Source organism: Pseudomonas sp. 2995-1, assembly GCF_002742505.1.
Classification (GTDB): domain Bacteria; phylum Pseudomonadota; class Gammaproteobacteria; order Pseudomonadales; family Pseudomonadaceae; genus Aquipseudomonas; species Aquipseudomonas sivasensis.
In genome coordinates this window covers 1-17,915 of record NZ_LJSA01000419.1, presented here as the reverse complement: position 1 = coordinate 17,915, position 17,915 = coordinate 1, and the positions used below count along the sequence as shown (strand labels likewise).

Here is a 17,915-nt window from a genome sequence, read left to right as displayed (position 1 = left end):
ATGCCATCCGGATCATCGTTCCCACGCGCGTGGGAACGCTCTCAAAACACCGACCACCCAATCCGCTCACTCAACAACTCCAACGCCTTGATCCCCGCCAGTGAGTTCCCCGCCGCGTTCAACTCCGGCGACCACACGCACACGGTAAATTGCCCCGGCACCACCGCGACAATCCCGCCGCCGACCCCGCTCTTGCCCGGCAAGCCCACGCGATAGGCAAAATTGCCCGCCTCGTCATACAGCCCGCTGGTGGCCATGATCGAGTTGACTTGCTTGGTCTGGCGCGCGGTGAGGATCTGTTCGCCGCTGTGGGCACTCGTGCCCTCGTTGGCGAGGAAGCTGAACGCCTTGGCCAAGTCCAGGCAGCTCATCTGCAAGGCGCAGTAGTTGAAGTAGCTATGCAGTACAGCATCCACGTCGTTGTGGAAGTTGCCGAAGGATTTCATCAGGTAGGCCATGGCCGCGTTGCGCGCGCCGTGCTGGGCTTCGGAGTCGGCGACGACGCTGTTGACCAGGATCTGGGGGTTGCCCGACAGGCGCCGCACGAAGTCGCGCATCGACAGGATCGGCACGGCAAAGCGTGATTGGTTGATGTCGCAGATCACCAGCGCACCGGCATTGATGAAGGGATTACGCGGGCGGCCGCGTTCGAATTCCAGTTGCACCAACGAGTTGAACGGTTGCCCCGAAGGCTCGTGCCCCAGGCGTTCCCAGATGGTTTCACCGCCGTGGTCGATGGCCTGCACCAGGCTGAACACCTTGGAAATGCTTTGCACCGAGAACAGCGTATCGGCATCTCCGGCGCGGTAGGCCGAACCGTCGTTGCCATACACGGCGATGCCCAGTTGATTGGCCGGTACATCGGCCAGCGCGGGAATGTAGTCGGCGACTTTGCCGAGGCCGATCAGTGGGCGCACTTCGTCTAGGATCGACTCCAGCAGCGCCTGCATGTCTTGTCCTGTCATCTGTCTTTGAATCAGTGGAAAGCGGGGTGCGGAGGATACTTCAATGGGCGCGGAAGCCCCACACAATCTCCACAACCCGCTCGGCCACCACCAGATAAACCAGGATCAACAACAGCTGCAACGCCAAGTGATAACGCAGCTTGGCCAGCCGGCGAATGCCGTCGCTGACGTTCAACAGCATCAACACCGTGGACAGGATGATCAGCCCCCAGCCCGCCACGTTTGACGCGAACATGCCAATAAAGAGTTCACGTTGCCCGAGCAGCGTATTGGTGCCCGCCGCGAACAGCAGCGCGCACACCAGCAGGTTTTTAACATTGTCGAAGATCTGAGTGCTCAGGTCATTTTCCAGCAGGGCCACATACCGCTTCCATAACGTGTGCATGAGTCATTACCGGGTGGGGATCGCTCGTCAATCAAAGTAGTCCATATGCCCGTACACTGCACCGCTGCGCTCACTCCACGAGGACTTTGCATGAAATTAATGATTGGCCTGGCCGCTTTACTGCTGGTATCGGCATGCACCACGACCCCGCCCGCTCAGGACGCTGCAGCGTCCACCTGCCTGGCGGGCGGCGGCACCATGAAGCAAGTCGGCAAGCTGCAAAGCTGGAAGTGCATCACGCCATACAAGGACGCAGGCAAGGCGTGCACCGACTCCAGTCAGTGTGAAGGCGAGTGCCAGACCAGTGTCACCACCCAGTCCGGCAACGGCCCGGTGACCGGCGCGTGCCAGGTAGATAACGGCCACTTCGGCTGCTCGGCGACGGTAGAGAAAGGCAAGCTGGGCCGGGCGATCTGCGTGGACTGAGCCACACCACCGACCCCATTCGGCGCGCGAGGGCAGCGAAACGGAGGTGTATTACTTGATGATCGAAGCCGCGCACCCGCCCATGGCCCAGCTGTTCCAGCGGGCAGGAAGCGGCTGAAAGCATCCTAAGCTCAGATCGAAAGAGTATTTATCGAATGGTTTTTAGATCATTAAGCTCAGGGCTATTTCGTTGAAGATCGAGCCCACCATGTCCCTTCGTCGTCCCCTCGCCGCTGTATTAGGATTGCTGGCCTTTTCCGTTGCCTTTAGTGCGCAAGCCCAGGAAACCGTGCGCATCGGCTACCAGAAATCCTCCACGCTGATCACCCTGCTGAAGACCCAAGGCACCCTTGAGAAAGCCCTCAAGGCTGACAACATCGCCGTGAGCTGGCACGAATTCCCCAGCGGCCTGCCGCTGCTGGAGGCGCTGAACGTCGGCAACGTCGACATCAGCGCCGACGTGGCCGACACCGTGCCGATCTTCGCCCAGGCGGCCCAGGCCAAACTCACCTACTTCGCCCAGGAAGCGCCCTCGCCTTCGGCCCAGGCCATCGTGGTGCGTAAGGACTCGCCGATCCAACAGTTGGCGGACTTGAAGGGCAAGAAAATCGCGGTGACCAAGGCTGCCGGCACTCACTATTTGTTGATCGCAGCCCTGAATAAAGCTGGCCTGGCGTTCTCGGATATCGAACCGGCTTACCTGTCGCCAGCCGATGGCCGCGCGGCGTTCGAGAACAACAAAGTCGACGCCTGGGTAACCTGGGAACCCTTCCTCACCAGCGTGCAGCGCCAACTGCCGACCCGCACCCTGGCCGATGGCGCAGGACTCGCCAGTTACAAGCGCTATTACCTGACCGGCACGCCCTACGCCAAGGCGCACCCAGAAGTGTTGAAGGTGGTGTATGGGGAATTGGAAAAAACCGGCAAGTGGGTGAAAGCCCATCCGCAAGAAGCGGCGAAAGTGCTCGGCCCGCTGTGGGGCAACCTGGACGTGGCCACGGTGGAAGCGGCGAACGCGCACCGCAGTTATCAGGTGCAGCCGGTGACGGTGGATCAGTTGGGTGAGCAGCAGAAGATTGCCGATGCGTTCTTCAAGGCGGGGTTATTGCCCAAGGCCGTGGATGCCAAGGATGTGCAGACCTGGAGGCCTTGAAGGCTGGTGTGATCTAAATGTGGGAGGGGCGGTGCGACGATTCGACTTGCCCCCGATAACCATGGGTATCTAAACAACTTTTCAGACGCTGACAAATATCCCTGTGGCGAGCGGGCTTGTCCCGCGTTGGGCTGCAAAGCAGCCCCAGTCAAGAAGAATGCGGTGTATCAGACACTCTGTTGAGGCTGGTTTTGGGGCTGCTTTGCAGCCCAACGCGGGACAAGCCCGCTCGCCACAACAGCCCTATCTGCCGGACGTTCAGTGTTGAGTCAACGTTATGTAGATCCCTATGCTCATCGGCGGCAAGTCGAATCGTCGCACCGCCCCTCCCACAGTGGGTTTGCATATGCCGTTAGAGGAGTGTTCGGGCTAAAGCCTTTTTCCACTCTGCATAACGCCCTGCCATTGCGGGGTCATCCTGCGGCTCAAACCGCTCGCGCTGGCGCTCCAACTGCCCCAGCGCCGTATCACTCGCCCACACGCCCAACGCCCGTCCCGCCAGGTGCGCTGCGCCCAGCGCCGACACCTCCGGCGACAGGCTGCGCACCACCGGGCGTTGCAGCAGGTTGGCAAGGAACTGCATCAGCCAGCGATTGCGCGTGGCGCCGCCGTCCACCCACAGTTCCTTCAAAGGACTGCCGATGTCTTGTTGCATCGCCTCAAACACATCGCGAATCTGATAACCGATGGATTCCAGCGAGGCGCGCAGGATGTGCGCGCCGGACGTGGCTTCGGTCAACCCGCAGATCAGCCCACGGGCGTCGGCCTTCCAGTGCGGTGCGCCGAGGCCCGACAGCGCCGGGACAAAATACACACCGCCGTTATCCGGCAGTTGCGCAGCCTGTTCGGTCAAGGCATCCAGGGATTCGCCAGCCACCAAGCGCGACGCCCACTGCACGGCAGCGCCGGTATGGACGATATTGCCCTCCATGCCGAAGGTGGGTTGGCTGCCGTCATGCCAGGCCAATGTGGTGGACAAGCCATGGGTGGACGCAATCGGGCCGCTCATGGGCGTCATCAAGGACGAACCGGTGCCGAGGGTGGCCTTGACCAGACCCGGCGCAAAACCGCCCTGCCCGTACAGCGCGGCATGGGAGTCGCCAATCATCGACATCACCGGGATACCGGCGGGCAAGCCGCCCACGGCGACGGTTTCGGCGAAGAACCCGGCGCTCGGCTGGATCGGCGCCAAGGCCGCAGCGGGAATGCCGAACAGCGCCAAAAGCTCAGGATCCCAGGCGCAGGAATGCAGGTTGAACAACTGAGTGCGCGCGGCGTTGGAATAGTCGGTGGCGAACACCTGGCCGCCGCTGAGTTGCCACAACAGCCAGCTGTCGACCGTACCCAGGCAAATATCACCAGCAGCGGCGCGGGCGTGACCATTGTCCAGGTTGTCGAGAATCCAGCGAAATTTGCCCGCCGAGAACATTGGGTCCAACGCCAGCCCGGTCTTTTCCAGGATCAGCGCTTCATGACCCTGCGCATGCAGTTGCGTGCATAACGCCGTAGAGCGTCGGCACTGCCAACTGATGCACGGCGACAATGGCTCACCGGTATGCCTATCCCAAGCCACCACCGATTCGCGCTGGTTGCTAATCGCGAGCGCAGTGATCGGCCGATCTACCTGGGCCAGGCACTCTTCAATCGCAGCCAACGTGTTTTGCCAGATCAGCAGCGGGTCCTGCTCGGAAAACCCGGCCTGGGGATGACTGATGCTCAAGGGCCGCGAACCGCGCGCGATCACCTGGCCCAGTTCGTTGACCAGCACCGCCTTGGCGTTGCTGGTGCCTTCATCTATCGCAAGGATCAGCGGGGTGTTGTTATTCATTGATTTCACCGCAACCGAGTGGCAGCCGCCACGATCCCAGCCGCGTCGATGTTATGCAAGGCGCGGGTCGGTTCGCGGGCGCCGGCGGCGGCGTATTCGCCATCGCCGATACCCAGGCGGATCAGGGCAATGCCCAACCCGGCTTCAGCCAGCACTTCAGCGACCAGGCTGCCGACGCCGCCATTAACGTTGTGTTCTTCCACGCTGATGACGGCGCGGGTGCCGCTCAAGGCGCTGAGCAATACATCACGCTGCAAGGGCCGGATCGACGACAGGTTGATCACCTGAGCCTGGATGCCCTGCTCCGCCAGCAAGGCCGCAGCATCGACCGCTTCATGCACCACCGAGCCCAGGGCCACGATGCTAACGTCCGCGCCCTGGCGCAGGATATCTACCTGGCCGGGTTTGAATTGGTAGTCGGCACCGTGAACATCCGGCAAGGCTTTACCATCGAGACGGATATACACCGGGCCGTGGTAACGCAGCGCGTAATCGACGATCTGCCGGCACTCGACGGCATCCGCCGGGGCAAAAATCTGCACATTGCCGAAGCCGCGCATCACAGAAATATCGTCAAGGCTGTGGTGGGTGCTGGCCAACGGGCCATAGCTGGTACCGGCGTTCAGACCGAACATTTTCACATTGGCCTGGTTGTAGCAGACGTCCACCTTGATCTGCTCATTGGCGCGAGAGATTAGAAACGGCGCCGCATTGCAGGTGGCAGCAATTTTACCGCCCAGCGCCAGCCCCGCCGCGACGCTGACCAAGGACTGCTCGGCAATCCCGACATTGATCAACCGCTCTGGAAAGCGCTGCATAAACGGACCGATCTTGGCCGTCGACGTGGAATCGCTGACCACTGGCACGACGTCCAACCCGGCGTCGACTGCATCAATAAAGGCCTGCACCATGACACTCGCCAAATGTTCACTCGCCATGGTTCAACTCCTCCAGTGCTGCATTGATTTCATCGCCCTTCGGCACACGGTGGTGCCATTCAGGGCGGGCTTCGATAAACGACACGCCCTTGCCTTTGATGGTGTGGGCGATCAGCACCTGGGGCGCGCCGGTTTGGGTCTGCATGGTTTCCAGGGTTTCGATCAACTGGCCCACGTCGTTGCCATCGCATTCGCTGACGGTGAAGCCGAAGGCAGCCCATTTCACGTCCAGTGGGTCGAGCGGCATGATCTCGGCGGTCAGGCCGGCCAGTTGCAGTTTGTTCTTGTCGACGATCACAAACAGGTTATCCAACCCGTACTTGGCTGCCGCCATGGCGGCTTCCCAGTTGGAGCCTTCGGCCAGTTCGCCGTCGCCGGTCAGCACGTAGATGCGTTTTTTGCTGCCGGACATCTTTGCCGCCAATGCCAGCCCCACTGCCACTGGCAAGCCGTGGCCAAGGGCGCCGGTGTTGAGTTCGATGCCGGGGGTTTTCTGGCGTACCGGATGGCCGGGCAAATGGGAATTGAAGTGCTGGTAAGTGGGCAACCATTCAGTAGGGATATAGCCCGCCTGTGCCAGGCAGCAATACAAACCACCCACGCCATGGCCCTTGCTCTGGATATAGATATCGCGATCAGGGTCTTCAGTGCGTTCCGGGCCGGTATTGAGGATGCGGAAGTACAGAGTGGCGAGGATGTCGGTTTCCGACAGGTCCGCTCCGGTGTGACCGCCCGCCGGTGAATCGGCGTTGAGGTGGATCACATGGCGGCGGATCAGGCGGGCCTGTTCCTTGATCTGGTGGGCGTCGTACTGGAAGGCATTCATGCAGCGGCTCCTGTGGGGCTGACCACGTGAGGTGAAAGTGTCCAAAGCTGTGTTTGAATATTTATTCAGCAATGACAATATATTTCTATTTAGACGCTGATCGTCCGCGCGGTCAAGTGAGCGATCCACGGAAAAACGAAATAAATAGAAGAAACATCCCTCGGACAAACGGGCAAAATCCCACACGGGCTGGTCTATCCCGTGGCTTTGGCCGTGGTGAAAGCGCCGGTTTAGAGGCATACCTGAAAAATTAAGCGCTTGACTTTGCCACGGTGTCACTGGAATCTGAATTAACAGTCAGGCACGCATAAATATTCAAGCGACCTGAAAGCACTCCAAAAAAAATAAATCAGGAGAACACTGTGGACGCCAAAGCTATTGTCCAGCACCCGGCCGAACTCAAGCCGCCACCCCGCCCACGTATTGTGAAACTGCTGCCCAGCAACATCGGCGGCCCGTTGATCGGGCTGGTGTTGCTGGTGCTGGTCTTCTCCTTCAGTTCCGAATTCTTCTTCTCCTTGCGCAATGGCCTGAACATCCTCGATCAGGTCACGGTGCTGGGCATCCTGGCGATCGGCATGACAGCGGTGATCGTCATCGGCGGCATCGACCTGTCGGTAGGCTCGGTGCTGGCCTTCTCGATGATGATGCTCGGCTGGCTCTACCAGGATCAGGCAGTGCCGCTGGGCTTCGCGATTCCGATCTCGATTGCCACCGGGATGCTCGCCGGGCTGGTGTCCGGCGCGTTGATCACCTACGCCAAGCTGCCGCCCTTTATTGCCACGCTGACCATGATGTCGGTGGCCCGTGGCCTGGCGAATATCCTCACCGAAGGCCGGCAGATCGTCGGCTACCCGGAGTGGTTCACTAGCCTGGCCACGGTGCGGCACTTCGGCTTCCTCTCGGCAACCGTCGGGCTGTTTCTGGTGATGCTGCTGGTGGCGTGGGTGTTCCTGCGCTTTCGTGCCGGCGGCCGCAACCTCTACGCTATGGGCGGCAGCCCTGAAGTGGCGCGCCTGTCCGGCATCAAGGTGCGTGCGATTACCTTGTGGGTGTACGCCATCAGCGGCGCGCTGGCCGGCATCGCCGCCGTGACCCTGGCGGCGCGCCTCGACTCTTCCCAACCCAGTGCCGGCCTCAGCCTGGAACTGGACGCTATTGCCGCCGTGGTGATTGGCGGGGCCAGCCTCAGCGGCGGCGTCGGCAGCATCGGCGGCACCCTGGTGGGCGTGCTGATCATTGGCGTGTTGCGCAATGGCCTCAACCTGCTGGGCGTTTCCCCGTTTATTCAACAAGTGGTGATCGGCGTGGTCATCGCCCTCGCCGTGACCATCGACACCCTTCGACGCCGTTCCAGTACTGCCCGTTAAACCTGTTCGACAGTTGACACCCTCCAACAATAAAACCAGGAGTCACCGACATGTTCAGCCCCAAGAAACTGCTTATCGCCACTGCTCTGGCGGCCGCGACCCTTACCGCTGCCGGCACCACCTGGGCCAAGGACCTGACCATCGGCCTGGCCGTGGCCAACCTGCAGGCCGACTTCTTCAACCAGATCAAGCAATCGGTGGAAGCCGAGGGCAAGGCCAAGGGGATCAAGGTGATCACCGTGGACGCCCAAGGCAACTCCTCGACCCAGGTCAGCCAGATTGAAGACCTGATCACCCGCCAGATCGACGTGCTGATCTACATCCCCGCCGGTGCTACCGCCGCCGGTGTGCCCGTCAAAGCCGCCAAGGCCGCGGGCATCCCGGTGATCGCCGTGGACCGCAACGCCCCCGACGCACCAGGCGACACCTTTATCGCCAGCGACAGCGTGGCCGGCGCCAAGACCCTGGCCGAGTACGTGGGCAAGATCACCGACGGCAAAGGCCGCATTGCGATCCTGCAAGGCCAACTCGGCACCACGCCGGAGAATGATCGCGCCAAGGGTTTCGAGGAGGGCCTGAAAGCCTTCCCGGACCTCAAGGTCGTGGCCCAGCAACCCGCCGAATGGGCTCAGGACAAAGGCTTCGCCGTGGCCCAGGACCTGCTCCAGCGTGATCCGAATATCACCGTATTCTTCGGCCGCGCCGATGCCATGGCCCTGGGCGCTGCCCAAGCGGTGAAGGTCGGCAACCTGGATCACAAGGTCGTGGTCGTCGGTTTTGACGGCGACGTCGCCGGGCTCAAGGCCGTCGAAAGCGGCGTGCTCAACGCCACCATGACTCAGCAGACCCAGAAAATGGGGCGCCTGGCCGTGGCCTCGGCGATTGATCTCAAAGCCGGCAAAGCCGTGCCCAAGGAGCAACTGCTGCCCACCGTGCTGACCACCAAAGAAAACGTCGCGCCGTTCCTGCAACAGCACCCGTAAGCCTTGGAGGTCGTCATGCAAGCAGCAGCTCTGGATAGCAGCGCCGATGCGGTGCTGTGCCTGCGCAATATCAGCAAGGCCTACGGCCCGGTGCAGGTGTTGTCCCAGGTCAATGTGGATATTCGCCGCGGTGAAGTGCTGGCCCTGCTCGGTGAAAACGGTGCCGGTAAGTCGACCTTGTCGTCGATCATCGCAGGCCTCGTGCAACCCGAAGCTGGCGGCAGCATGACCTGGCTCGGCGCGCCGTATGCACCCGCCTCGCCGGGTGCGGCACTGGGCGCAGGTATCGGCCTGATCCACCAGGAAATCCGTCTGCTGCCGCAACTGTCGATCGCCGAGAACATCTTCGTCGGTCGCCTGCCCATGCGTTACGGGCGGGTCGATCGCGACTACATCGAGGCCCAGGCGCAGATCCAACTGGAACGCCTGGGGCTCAACGTGCCGGCGTCGCGCAAGGTCGAAGGCCTGAGTGTGGCGGCCCAGCAATTGGTGGAAATCGCCAAGGCGCTGACCTTGAAGGCCAGCTTGCTGATTCTCGATGAACCCACCGCAGCGCTGGGCGCTGAAGAAACCGAGTTGCTGTTCAAGCAGGTGGAACGGCTGAAAGCAGAAGGCGTGTCGTTTATCTACATCAGCCATCGCCTGGAAGAAATCGCGCGCATCGCCGACCGCGTGCTGGTGCTGCGCGACGGTCGTCAGATCGCCCTGCATGCCACCGCGCAAGTGCCGGTGCGCGAGCTGGTGGAGCAGATGGTCGGGCGCAGCCTGGAGCGGATTTTCCCCGCGCTGCAGGCGCCGCAGGAGCAGGTGATGTTGCAGGTCAAAGACCTGACCTGCCGCGAATTCGCCTTGCATGGCATCGACTTCAGCGTGCGCGCCGGCGAAGTGTTCGGCATTGCCGGCGTGGTAGGCGCCGGGCGTACGGAGCTGGTGCGCACCATTGCCGGTGCGGCCCAGGACATCAAGGGCCAGATGGTGCTGGACGGTGAAGTGCGCCAGCTGCGCAGCCCGTTTGAAGCGATTCAGGCCGGTGTAGTGCTGGTACCTGAAGACCGCAAACAGCAAGGCGTAGTCGTGGAACATCGCATCGAAGACAACCTGGTCTACGGCAACACCGACCTGCTGGACAAACGCGGTTGGGTGCTCCCTGCCCCGCTGCGTGAATTCGCCCGAACGGCGGTGGCGCGGCTCGGCGTGAAAGGTTCGCCGCAGTCGCGGATTTCCAGTTTGTCCGGCGGCAACCAGCAGAAAGTGATCATCGCCAAGTGGCTGGCACGCAACCCCAAGGTGTTCATTCTGGATGAGCCAACACGCGGCATCGACGTGGGTGCACGGGCGGCGATCTATGAAGTGATCGCGGATTTGGCGGCCAAGGGCATGGCGGTGATTGTGGTCAGTTCCGACCTGGATGAAGTGCTGGGCTTGTCCCATCGGGTGATGGTGATGAGCCGAGGCCGGCAGATGGGGATTCTGGAGCGTGGCGAGGCCACACCGGTGTCGGTGATGGAAATGGCCACCGCATAACCAAACACCTACACAGATCCAACTGTGGGAGGGGGCTTGCCCCCGATGAGGGAGTGTCAGTAGAAGCATCTGTCACTGAACCACTGCTATCGGGAGCAAGCCCCCTCCCACACGGGTCCACTGTGATTTCAAATAACGGAGTTATCCATGCAGCTTTTCAGTCTTCAGGGCCAAGTGGCCTTTGTCACCGGCGCCGGCAGCGGCATCGGCCAAGCCATCGCTGTCGGGCTGGCCGAAGCCGGCGCAGATGTTGCCTGCTTTGATCTTCCGGGCAGCCCCGGCATTGCCAGCACGGTCGAGCGCATCCAGACGCTGGGCCGTCGCGCCTTGGCGTTGAGCGGTACCGTCACCGAGCGCGCCGCCCTGGATGCAGCCGTCGCGCAAACCGAACAAGAACTCGGCCCACTCAGCGTCGCGGTCAACTGCGCCGGCATCGCCAACGCCCAGGCCGCCGAAGACCTCGAACTGCAACGCTGGCAAACCACACTGGACATCAACCTCACCGGCATCTTCCTCAGCTGCCAGGCCCAGGCCGCCGTGATGTTGCCGCGTGGCAAAGGTGCCATCGTCAACATCGCCTCCATGTCCGGCAGCATCGTCAACCGTGGCCTGTTGCAGGTGCATTACAACACCTCCAAGGCTGGGGTGATTCATCTGAGCAAAAGCCTGGCGATGGAATGGGCCGACAAGGGCCTGCGCGTCAACTGCATCAGCCCCGGCTACACCGCCACGCCGATGAACTCGCGCCCGGAAGTCGCCGACCAGGTGAAGATCTTTGAACAGACCACGCCCATGGGCCGTATGGCCAGCGTGGAAGAAATGGTCGGCCCGGCGATTTTCCTGGCCAGCCAGGCGTCATCTTTCTGCACCGGTGTCGACCTGTTGGTCGATGGCGGCTTTGTGTGCTGGTAAGGAGTCTTGTGATGTCGCAACGTTTCAGCGGTAAAACCGTAGTGATCACCGGCGCCTGCCGTGGCATTGGTGCCGGCATAGCCGAGCGCTTCGCCCAGGAAGGCGCCAACCTGGTGCTGGCCTCCAATGACCTGGAGCGCGTGACGTTCACCGCCGACCAACTGGCGCAGGAATACGGCGTGAGCGCCCTCGCCCTCGGCATCGACGTCACCAACGAAAGCGATATCGAGAAGCTCTACCGCGAAGGCCACGCCCGCTTCGGCAGCATCGACGTGTCGGTGCAGAACGCCGGCATCATCACCATCGACCACTACGACAAAATGCCCCGCGCTGATTTCGATAAGGTGCTTCAGGTCAACACCACCGGCGTGTGGCTGGGGTGCAGGGAAGCGGCCAAGTACATGGTCAAGCAAGGCAGCGGGCGGTTGATCAACACCTCGTCCGGGCAAGGTCGCCAGGGCTTTATCTACACACCGCACTACGCAGCCAGCAAAATGGGCGTGATCGGCATCACCCAAAGCCTGTCCCTGGAACTGGCGCCGCATAACATCACGGTCAACGCGTTTTGCCCCGGCATCATCGAAAGCGAGATGTGGGACTACAACGACCGCGTGTGGGGCGAGATCCTCAGCACCGACGAAAAACGCTACGGCAAGGGTGAATTGATGGCCGAGTGGGTCAAGAACATCCCCCTGCGCCGTGCCGGCAAACCCTCGGATGTGGCGGGTCTGGTAGCCTTCCTGGCCTCGGATGACGCGGCCTACCTGACCGGCCAGGCGATCAATATCGACGGCGGCCTGATCATGTCGTAAGGGTTTGGTATCCTCACGGCCATTGTGTCAATAACTGAGGCTTTCATGAGCCAGATCGAAGAACAGCGCCTGATCACCAAGATCGCGAGCCTCTATTACGAAGAAGGGCTCAAGCAGTCCGAAATCTCCACGCAGCTGGACCTGTCCCAGTCCTTTATCAGCCGCGCCCTGCGCCGGGCGCTGCAGGAAGGCGTAGTGAAGATCAGCGTGATGCGCCTGCAAGGCCTGCACCTGGAGCTGGAAACCCAATTGCAACGTCGCTACGGCGTGCGCCGGGTGATCGTGGTGGAAGCCACCGAGCCCGGCAATGACGAAAGCATCAAGCAAGCCATCGGCTCGGCCGCTGCGCACTATCTGGAAACCAGCCTGTCGCCCCAGGACCATATCGGCATTTCATCATGGAGCAGCACCATTCGCGCCATGGTCGGCCACCTGCATGCGCAGTCGGGCAAGCAAGGCGCCGAAGAAGTGGTGCAACTGCTCGGTGGCGTCGGCAACAAAGGCGCGTTCGAAGCCACCTTGCTGACCCAACGCCTGGCCACCCTGCTCAACTGCCCGGCGTATTTGCTGCCGTCCCAAAGCATCGAGCAATCGGTGCAGAGCAAGCAGCGCATCGTGCAGATGGAAGAGGTCAAGGAAGTGCTGCAACGCTTTGACAGCATCACCCTGGCGATCGTCGGCATCGGCGACCTGGAGCCCTCGCAATTGCTGCGCAACAGCGGCAACTACTACACCGAAGACATGCTGCGCCTGCTGGCCGAGCGCGGTGCGGTAGGCGATATCTGCCTGCGCTACTTCGATGCCCAGGGCAAGCCGGTATTGGAAGAAGATGAAGAATTCGTGGTGTCGGTGGCACTGCCCAAGCTGCGCTCAATCCACCGCGTGCTCGGCCTGGCCGGCGGGCTGAACAAGGTCCAGGCGATACGCGGCGCGCTCAAGGGCGGCTACCTGGACATCCTGATCACCGACCTGGATACCGCACAGGCCCTCAACCAATAACCTATTTTTTGGAGACAGCCGCTCATGACGTCCAAGCTCGAACAACTCAAGCAATTCACCACCGTGGTCTGCGACACCGGCGACCTGGAAGCCATCAGCCGCCTGCGCCCTGTCGACGCCACCACTAACCCGTCACTGCTGCTCAAAGCCGCTGCGATCCCGGAATACGCCGAATTGCTGCGCAATGCGGTGTCGTCATCCAAAGGCGATGTAGGCCTGGCGTGTGACCGCTTCGCGGTGTCAGTGGGCTGCGGCATTCTCAAGGTGATTCCGGGGCGCATCTCCACTGAAGTCGACGCGCGCCTGTCCTTCGATGAAGACGCGCTGTGGGCCAAGGCCAACCAATTGATCGCCCTGTACGACCAGGCCGGCGTCGGCCGCGACCGCGTGCTGATCAAACTGGCCTCCACCTGGGAAGGCATCCGCACCGCCGAACGCCTGGAAAAATCCGGCATCCAGACCAACCTCACCCTGCTGTTCTCCTTCGCCCAGGCTCAGGCCTGCGCCGACGCTGGCGTGTTCCTGATCTCGCCGTTCGTGGGCCGCATCTACGACTGGTACCGCAAGAGCACAGGCCTGGACTACACCGGGGCTGAAGACCCAGGCGTGCAGTCGGTGACGCGCATCTACAACTACTACAAAGCCAACGCCATCCCGACCGTGGTGATGGGCGCCAGCTTCCGTACCCTCAGCCAGATCGAACAACTGGCCGGCTGTGATCGCCTGACCATCAGCCCGGACTTGCTGCAAAAGCTTGCCGAAGACAACGGGCCGCTGGAACGCAAGCTGCAACCTGGGGCGGCCGGTGAAGCGCGCCAACCGTTGACCGAAGCGCAGTTCCGCTGGGCGTCGAATGAAGATGCAATGGCCACCGAAAAACTGGCCGAAGGCATTCGCCAGTTTGCGCGGGATCAGGAGAAGTTGGAGGCGCTGTTGGCTGGGCTGTAACGCCGTCAACCTGTAGGAGCGAGCTGGCTCGCTCCTGCATCAGCTTTGTGCCACACCCGTGCCGAACCTGCGAATCGCCAGGCAATACCCGATCAACGCCACCGCCGCCAGCACCCCCCCCGCCACGCCAATCCAGGCGAAACCGAAGTGACTGCCGACCCAACTGCCCATCAGGGCGCCGCCGCCAATGCCGATGTTGTAGATGCCGGAGAACATCGCCATGGCTACGTCAGTGGCGTCCGGCGCCAGTACCAGCACTTTGGATTGCATGGCCAGGCCGAAGCCCATGATCGCCATGCCCCAGAAAATGCTCAGGATCACCAGGTACGACTCGGCGCCGCTCAAGGGCAGCATCAGCGTGAGGCACGCGGCCAGGATAAACACCGCGCCGACCACAAACAGGTGCGGGTTGAAGCGGTGCACCAGGCTGAACAGCAACGAGCCGATGATGCCCGCGCCGCCGAAGACCAGCAGGATCAGGGTCACGGCGCTGCCATCCATCCCGGCCACGCCTTCGACGAAGGGTTCGATGTAGCTGTAGGCGGTGAACTGCGCGGTCACCGTGAGCGCAGTGAGCACGTAAAGCGCCACCAGCGCCGGGCGCTTGAACAGCAGCGGCAGGCTGCGCAGGGAGCCGGAGTTCTGGCTCGGCAACGGCGGCAACGTGCGTGCCAGCCAGAACACGAGAGCGGCGGCGAAAGCGCCGATCACCAGGAAGGTAGTGCGCCAGCCCATGGCCTCGCCGAGCAGACGCCCCAGAGGAATCCCCAACACCATCGCCAATGACGTACCGGTGGCCAGCAACCCGAGGGCTTGCACCTGTTTGCCCTCCGGCGCCAGGCGCACCGCGAGGGACGCGGTGATCGACCAGAACAACGCATGGGACAAGGCAATGCCGATCCGGCTGACCATCAGCAAGCCAAAACTGTTGGCCACGCTGGAAAGGATATGGCTGAGGATAAACATGCCGAACAGCACGATCAGCAATTTGCGCCGCTCGACGTTACGGGTCAGCAGCATCACCGGCAGTGAGGTCAGGGACACGATCCAGGCGTAGATGGTGAGCATCAGGCCGACGCTGGACACGGGCATGTCGAAGCTGGCACCAATGGCGCTCAGCAGGCCGACCGGTACGAATTCGGTGGTATTGAACACAAACGCGGCCAGCGCAAGGGCGATGACCGGTTGCCAGTTGGCTTGGGGGGTTGCGGCTGAAATGCTCATTGAAAGGCGAGGTACTCTGGCGATGATCAAACGGCCACCCAGGACAAGCGCCGCCGCTTGGCATTCTATAGGTTTCTCGGCTGGCTGTTGACGCCGATACCCCTCAAGACACCCTCAGTTTTGTCACGGTGTGGTCACCGTGACGACGTACTTGCCCGACACAATCGGCTGGCCGGCGCTGTCTACCAGCACATACCGCTGATCGTGATCACGCCCAAGGCCGCTGTCTGCAACAGGCGATAGCCGGGGAACGGCGACACCCGCCACCGGCATCAAACTGCGCACGTCGAAGCGATTGGCACGACCGGAAGCGACACAGCCCTTGCCTTCCGTCACCAGCCCACTGCGCGCATTTGTCGCACACCCTGGCTCGACGATGCTGCCACTGAACGCGATGGTGCCCTGCCCCACGGACTGCGCCGCGCCGCATGTACTTGCCCATAGGCCGAGGAGGCCTGCGATTACCGAAATACCTTTACTGCTCATGCCGACACTCCTTCTTGGGCCAGTAAGCAGTAAGTCGCCGGGCTGAGCAGTAACTTGAGGTTATTCGTCGGTTTGAATCAAGGATCCACCTGCGCCATCAACTCCGGAACGCTTTCAGGACGCTTGGCATACCGCTGCGCTAACGCCGCGCAGACCATCAACTGGATCTGGTGAAACAGCATCAACGGCAAAATCAACACCCCCATGCTCGCCCCGGCAAACAGCACTTGTGCCATGGGTACGCCGGTGGCCAGGCTCTTCTTCGAACCGCAGAACAAAATGGTGATCCGGTCTTCCTGATTGAAGCCAAACGCCTTGCCCAGCACGCTCGACGCCACCAGCACCAAGGCCAGCAACACGCAGCAGGCCACCACCAGACCGCCCAGTTCCCACAGTGGGATCTGATGCCAGATGCCTTCGTTGACCGCTTCGCTGAATGCGCCGTAGACCACCAGCAGGATCGAGCCTTGGTCGACGAATTTGAGCCAGGCCTTATTGCGGCCCACCCACTCGCCGATCCACCGCCGCGCGATTTGCCCGGCGATAAAAGGCAGCAGCAGTTGCACGCTGATTTTCAGGATGGCATCGACCGTGGAGCTGCCTTCGCCGTGCACGTTGAGCAATAACGTCACCAGCAGCGGAGTAAGGAAGATACCGAACAGGCTCGACGCCGCCGCGCTGCAAATCGCCGCCGGTATATTGCCCCGCGCCAGCGAAGTGAACGCAATCGCCGATTGCACGGTGGCGGGCAAGGCGCAGAGGTAAAGCATGCCCATGTACAGGTCTTTACCGATCAGCGGCGACAGTACCGGCTTGAGCGCCAGGCCCAACAAGGGGAACAGCACGAAGGTCAGGCTGAACACCAGCAAGTGCAGGCGCCAGTGGCCGGCCCCGGCAACGATGGCCTGGCGCGACAGCTTGGCGCCGTGCAGGAAGAACAGCAGCGCGATGGCCAGGTTGGTGACCCAACCGAAGGCTACGGCGGTCTGGCCGCTGGCGGGCAGCAAGGAAGCGAGGATCACCGTGGCGATCAGGGTCAGGGTGAAGTTGTCGGGCAGAAAACGAGGGCGTGTCATAAGCGGATCTTCCAGGGGTTGCCAAGAGCGTCACCGCGACTCTAACGTAACGGCTTGTTACCGACTAACGCCAATGAGCCAGTAAATGCCGCCTAAAGGACATGACAAAACGGTGCGCCGCAGCATTCCCGGGCTGTCCAGCCTGCCACGGCCGGTGTACGGGCGCACCGAATCCTTGCCCAATCGCGCGTTGACCCGGCGCCACAGCCACCCGTGGGTGCAATTGTCTTACGCGATTTCAGGCGTGCTGGAGATCCAGACCAGCGCCGGCCGCTTTGTCGCGCCGCCGCAGCGGGCGGTGTGGATCCCGGCGGGCATGCCGCACCGAGTGTTCAGCTCGCCCCACACCGAAATGCGCAGCCTGTACCTCGATTGCAGCGTGACCGCCTGGGCCTCGGAGTGTTGCCACGTGTTGGAGGTGAGCAGCCTGTTGCGCGAATTGATCCGCAGCTTCAGCGAGCTGCCGGTGGAATATGCCGAGGACGGTCCCGAGGGGCGCCTGGCCCAAGTGGTACTCGACCAACTCGCCGCCGCGCCCCAGGTGGACTTGATGCTGCCACTGCCCCTCGACCCACGTTTACGACAGATCTACCGCAGCTTGAACCTGCGCCCGGAGCAACAGACCACACTGGGGCAATGGAGCGAAAAACTGGGGCTTAGCGAAAAGACGCTCAGCCGCTTGTTTTTGAGGGATACCGGCCTGACCTTCCGCGCCTGGCGCCAACGCTTACGCCTGCTGAGCGCCCTGCCCGCCCTGGAGCAAGGCGAACGCGTGACGGATGTGGCGCTGGGGTGTGGGTATGAGTCAACGTCGGCGTTTATCAATGCGTTTCGCCAGCAGTTTGATGCGACGCCGGGGGAGTTCTTTCGGTGACGCCTCAGGCACTGAAGGTCGAATGTGGGCGGGGGCGATTCACACAATCAAAAGCGCAGATCAACAGACCGCTGACTTCGTCAGTGAAAAGGATGTAAAAGCCAGATCAAAAGCAGAGCAAAAGCAGAGCAAAAGCAGAGCAAAAGCAGAGCAAAAGCAGAGCAAAAGCAGAGCAAAAGCAGAGCA

The 17,915-nt window shown here is 61.6% G+C and carries 19 protein-coding genes; 11 read left to right on the top strand and 8 right to left on the bottom strand.

Annotated elements, in window-relative coordinates; genetic code table 11:
* Positions 1 to 41: 41 nt before the first annotated feature.
* Both glsB and AOA61_RS21770 read right to left on the bottom strand, forming a co-directional pair.
* Positions 42 to 950, bottom strand: coding sequence for a glutaminase B (gene glsB, locus AOA61_RS21775; protein ID WP_027607252.1), 909 nt, complete (start codon positions 948 to 950; stop codon positions 42 to 44).
* A gap of 55 nt (positions 951 to 1,005) precedes the next feature.
* Positions 1,006 to 1,350 carry a hypothetical protein gene (locus AOA61_RS21770; RefSeq protein ID WP_032889529.1) on the bottom strand — a complete coding sequence of 115 codons (345 nt, stop codon included), beginning with the start codon at positions 1,348 to 1,350 and terminating at the stop codon, positions 1,006 to 1,008.
* 90 nt (positions 1,351 to 1,440) lie between these two features.
* On the opposite strand from AOA61_RS21770, the gene AOA61_RS21765 reads away from it, so the two are divergent.
* A complete protein-coding gene (locus AOA61_RS21765; protein ID WP_032889532.1) occupies positions 1,441 to 1,776 on the top strand; it encodes a hypothetical protein in 336 nt (111 codons plus the stop codon).
* Positions 1,777 to 1,984: 208 nt separating this feature from the next.
* Positions 1,985 to 2,929: an aliphatic sulfonate ABC transporter substrate-binding protein gene (locus AOA61_RS21760; protein ID WP_099602700.1), complete on the top strand. Its 945-nt coding sequence runs from the start codon at positions 1,985 to 1,987 to the stop codon at positions 2,927 to 2,929.
* A gap of 352 nt (positions 2,930 to 3,281) precedes the next feature.
* On the opposite strand, the gene AOA61_RS21755 is transcribed toward AOA61_RS21760, so the two are convergent.
* From AOA61_RS21755 to AOA61_RS21745, 3 genes are read right to left on the bottom strand one after another with little or no spacing between them, the layout of a single operon-like run.
* Positions 3,282 to 4,757 carry an FGGY family carbohydrate kinase gene (locus tag AOA61_RS21755; RefSeq protein WP_032889537.1) on the bottom strand — a complete coding sequence of 492 codons (1,476 nt, stop codon included), beginning with the start codon at positions 4,755 to 4,757 and terminating at the stop codon, positions 3,282 to 3,284.
* Positions 4,758 to 4,762: 5 nt separating this feature from the next.
* Positions 4,763 to 5,695, bottom strand: a complete 933-nt coding sequence (locus tag AOA61_RS21750) for a transketolase family protein (RefSeq protein WP_099602699.1) — start codon at positions 5,693 to 5,695, stop codon at positions 4,763 to 4,765.
* On the bottom strand, positions 5,685 to 6,521 hold the full coding sequence (locus AOA61_RS21745; protein ID WP_032889543.1) for a transketolase: 837 nt from the start codon (positions 6,519 to 6,521) through the stop codon (positions 5,685 to 5,687). Before AOA61_RS21745 ends, AOA61_RS21750 begins: the two co-directional genes overlap by 11 nt.
* 362 nt (positions 6,522 to 6,883) lie before the next feature.
* On the opposite strand from AOA61_RS21745, the gene AOA61_RS21740 reads away from it, so the two are divergent.
* The 7 genes from AOA61_RS21740 (at position 6,884) to tal (ending at position 14,069) form a co-directional block, all read left to right on the top strand.
* Positions 6,884 to 7,891, top strand: coding sequence for an ABC transporter permease (locus AOA61_RS21740; RefSeq protein ID WP_050442857.1), 1,008 nt, complete (start codon positions 6,884 to 6,886; stop codon positions 7,889 to 7,891).
* Positions 7,892 to 7,941: 50 nt separating this feature from the next.
* The gene (locus tag AOA61_RS21735) at positions 7,942 to 8,874 is read left to right on the top strand and encodes a sugar ABC transporter substrate-binding protein (RefSeq protein WP_032889545.1); all 933 of its coding nucleotides are present in this window, start codon (positions 7,942 to 7,944) and stop codon (positions 8,872 to 8,874) included.
* A gap of 15 nt (positions 8,875 to 8,889) precedes the next feature.
* Complete coding sequence (locus AOA61_RS21730) at positions 8,890 to 10,398, top strand: sugar ABC transporter ATP-binding protein (protein WP_032889548.1); 1,509 nt, start codon at positions 8,890 to 8,892, stop codon at positions 10,396 to 10,398.
* A 132-nt stretch (positions 10,399 to 10,530) separates the two neighbouring features.
* Positions 10,531 to 11,310: an SDR family oxidoreductase gene (locus tag AOA61_RS21725; protein ID WP_256583476.1), complete on the top strand. Its 780-nt coding sequence runs from the start codon at positions 10,531 to 10,533 to the stop codon at positions 11,308 to 11,310.
* Between the two features lie 11 nt (positions 11,311 to 11,321).
* On the top strand, positions 11,322 to 12,122 hold the full coding sequence (locus tag AOA61_RS21720) for an SDR family oxidoreductase (protein WP_095184473.1): 801 nt from the start codon (positions 11,322 to 11,324) through the stop codon (positions 12,120 to 12,122).
* 45 nt (positions 12,123 to 12,167) lie between these two features.
* Positions 12,168 to 13,121 (top strand): sugar-binding transcriptional regulator, encoded by a 954-nt coding sequence (locus AOA61_RS21715; protein WP_032889554.1) that lies wholly within the window; start codon positions 12,168 to 12,170, stop codon positions 13,119 to 13,121.
* Between the two features lie 24 nt (positions 13,122 to 13,145).
* Positions 13,146 to 14,069, top strand: a complete 924-nt coding sequence (gene tal / locus AOA61_RS21710) for a transaldolase (RefSeq protein WP_032889556.1) — start codon at positions 13,146 to 13,148, stop codon at positions 14,067 to 14,069.
* Between the two features lie 39 nt (positions 14,070 to 14,108).
* On the opposite strand, the gene AOA61_RS21705 is transcribed toward tal, so the two are convergent.
* From AOA61_RS21705 to AOA61_RS21695, 3 genes are all read right to left on the bottom strand, one after another.
* Positions 14,109 to 15,293, bottom strand: coding sequence for a sugar transporter (locus AOA61_RS21705; protein ID WP_099602697.1), 1,185 nt, complete (start codon positions 15,291 to 15,293; stop codon positions 14,109 to 14,111).
* A gap of 123 nt (positions 15,294 to 15,416) precedes the next feature.
* Positions 15,417 to 15,779, bottom strand: a complete 363-nt coding sequence (locus AOA61_RS21700) for a type 1 fimbrial protein (protein ID WP_095184471.1) — start codon at positions 15,777 to 15,779, stop codon at positions 15,417 to 15,419.
* Positions 15,780 to 15,856: 77 nt separating this feature from the next.
* Positions 15,857 to 16,855 carry a bile acid:sodium symporter family protein gene (locus AOA61_RS21695; protein WP_099602696.1) on the bottom strand — a complete coding sequence of 333 codons (999 nt, stop codon included), beginning with the start codon at positions 16,853 to 16,855 and terminating at the stop codon, positions 15,857 to 15,859.
* Between the two features lie 85 nt (positions 16,856 to 16,940).
* On the opposite strand from AOA61_RS21695, the gene AOA61_RS21690 reads away from it, so the two are divergent.
* Both AOA61_RS21690 and AOA61_RS31895 read left to right on the top strand, forming a co-directional pair.
* Complete coding sequence (locus tag AOA61_RS21690; protein ID WP_095184469.1) at positions 16,941 to 17,729, top strand: helix-turn-helix domain-containing protein; 789 nt, start codon at positions 16,941 to 16,943, stop codon at positions 17,727 to 17,729.
* Positions 17,680 to 17,915, top strand: a 236-nt coding sequence (locus AOA61_RS31895; protein WP_218197369.1) for a hypothetical protein, incomplete at its 3' end; no start/stop codon positions are given. The genes AOA61_RS21690 and AOA61_RS31895, both read left to right, overlap by 50 nt.

Excerpts from the sequence above, each read along its gene's own strand:
- AOA61_RS21770 (WP_032889529.1), bottom strand. The coding sequence starts at position 1,350 with ATGCACACGTTATGGAAGCGGTATGTGGCCCTGCTGGAAAATGACCTG.
- AOA61_RS21690 (WP_095184469.1), top strand. The coding sequence starts at position 16,941 with ATGCCGCCTAAAGGACATGACAAAACGGTGCGCCGCAGCATTCCCGGG.
- AOA61_RS21745 (WP_032889543.1), bottom strand. The coding sequence starts at position 6,521 with ATGAATGCCTTCCAGTACGACGCCCACCAGATCAAGGAACAGGCCCGC.
- AOA61_RS21720 (WP_095184473.1), top strand. The coding sequence starts at position 11,322 with ATGTCGCAACGTTTCAGCGGTAAAACCGTAGTGATCACCGGCGCCTGC.
- AOA61_RS21700 (WP_095184471.1), bottom strand. The coding sequence starts at position 15,779 with ATGAGCAGTAAAGGTATTTCGGTAATCGCAGGCCTCCTCGGCCTATGG.
- AOA61_RS21695 (WP_099602696.1), bottom strand. The coding sequence starts at position 16,855 with ATGACACGCCCTCGTTTTCTGCCCGACAACTTCACCCTGACCCTGATC.
- AOA61_RS21735 (WP_032889545.1), top strand. The coding sequence starts at position 7,942 with ATGTTCAGCCCCAAGAAACTGCTTATCGCCACTGCTCTGGCGGCCGCG.
- AOA61_RS21705 (WP_099602697.1), bottom strand. The coding sequence starts at position 15,293 with ATGAGCATTTCAGCCGCAACCCCCCAAGCCAACTGGCAACCGGTCATC.
- AOA61_RS21755 (WP_032889537.1), bottom strand. The coding sequence starts at position 4,757 with ATGAATAACAACACCCCGCTGATCCTTGCGATAGATGAAGGCACCAGC.
- AOA61_RS21760 (WP_099602700.1), top strand. The coding sequence starts at position 1,985 with ATGTCCCTTCGTCGTCCCCTCGCCGCTGTATTAGGATTGCTGGCCTTT.
- tal (WP_032889556.1), top strand. The coding sequence starts at position 13,146 with ATGACGTCCAAGCTCGAACAACTCAAGCAATTCACCACCGTGGTCTGC.
- glsB (WP_027607252.1), bottom strand. The coding sequence starts at position 950 with ATGCAGGCGCTGCTGGAGTCGATCCTAGACGAAGTGCGCCCACTGATC.
- AOA61_RS21765 (WP_032889532.1), top strand. The coding sequence starts at position 1,441 with ATGAAATTAATGATTGGCCTGGCCGCTTTACTGCTGGTATCGGCATGC.
- AOA61_RS21750 (WP_099602699.1), bottom strand. The coding sequence starts at position 5,695 with ATGGCGAGTGAACATTTGGCGAGTGTCATGGTGCAGGCCTTTATTGAT.
- AOA61_RS21715 (WP_032889554.1), top strand. The coding sequence starts at position 12,168 with ATGAGCCAGATCGAAGAACAGCGCCTGATCACCAAGATCGCGAGCCTC.
- AOA61_RS21730 (WP_032889548.1), top strand. The coding sequence starts at position 8,890 with ATGCAAGCAGCAGCTCTGGATAGCAGCGCCGATGCGGTGCTGTGCCTG.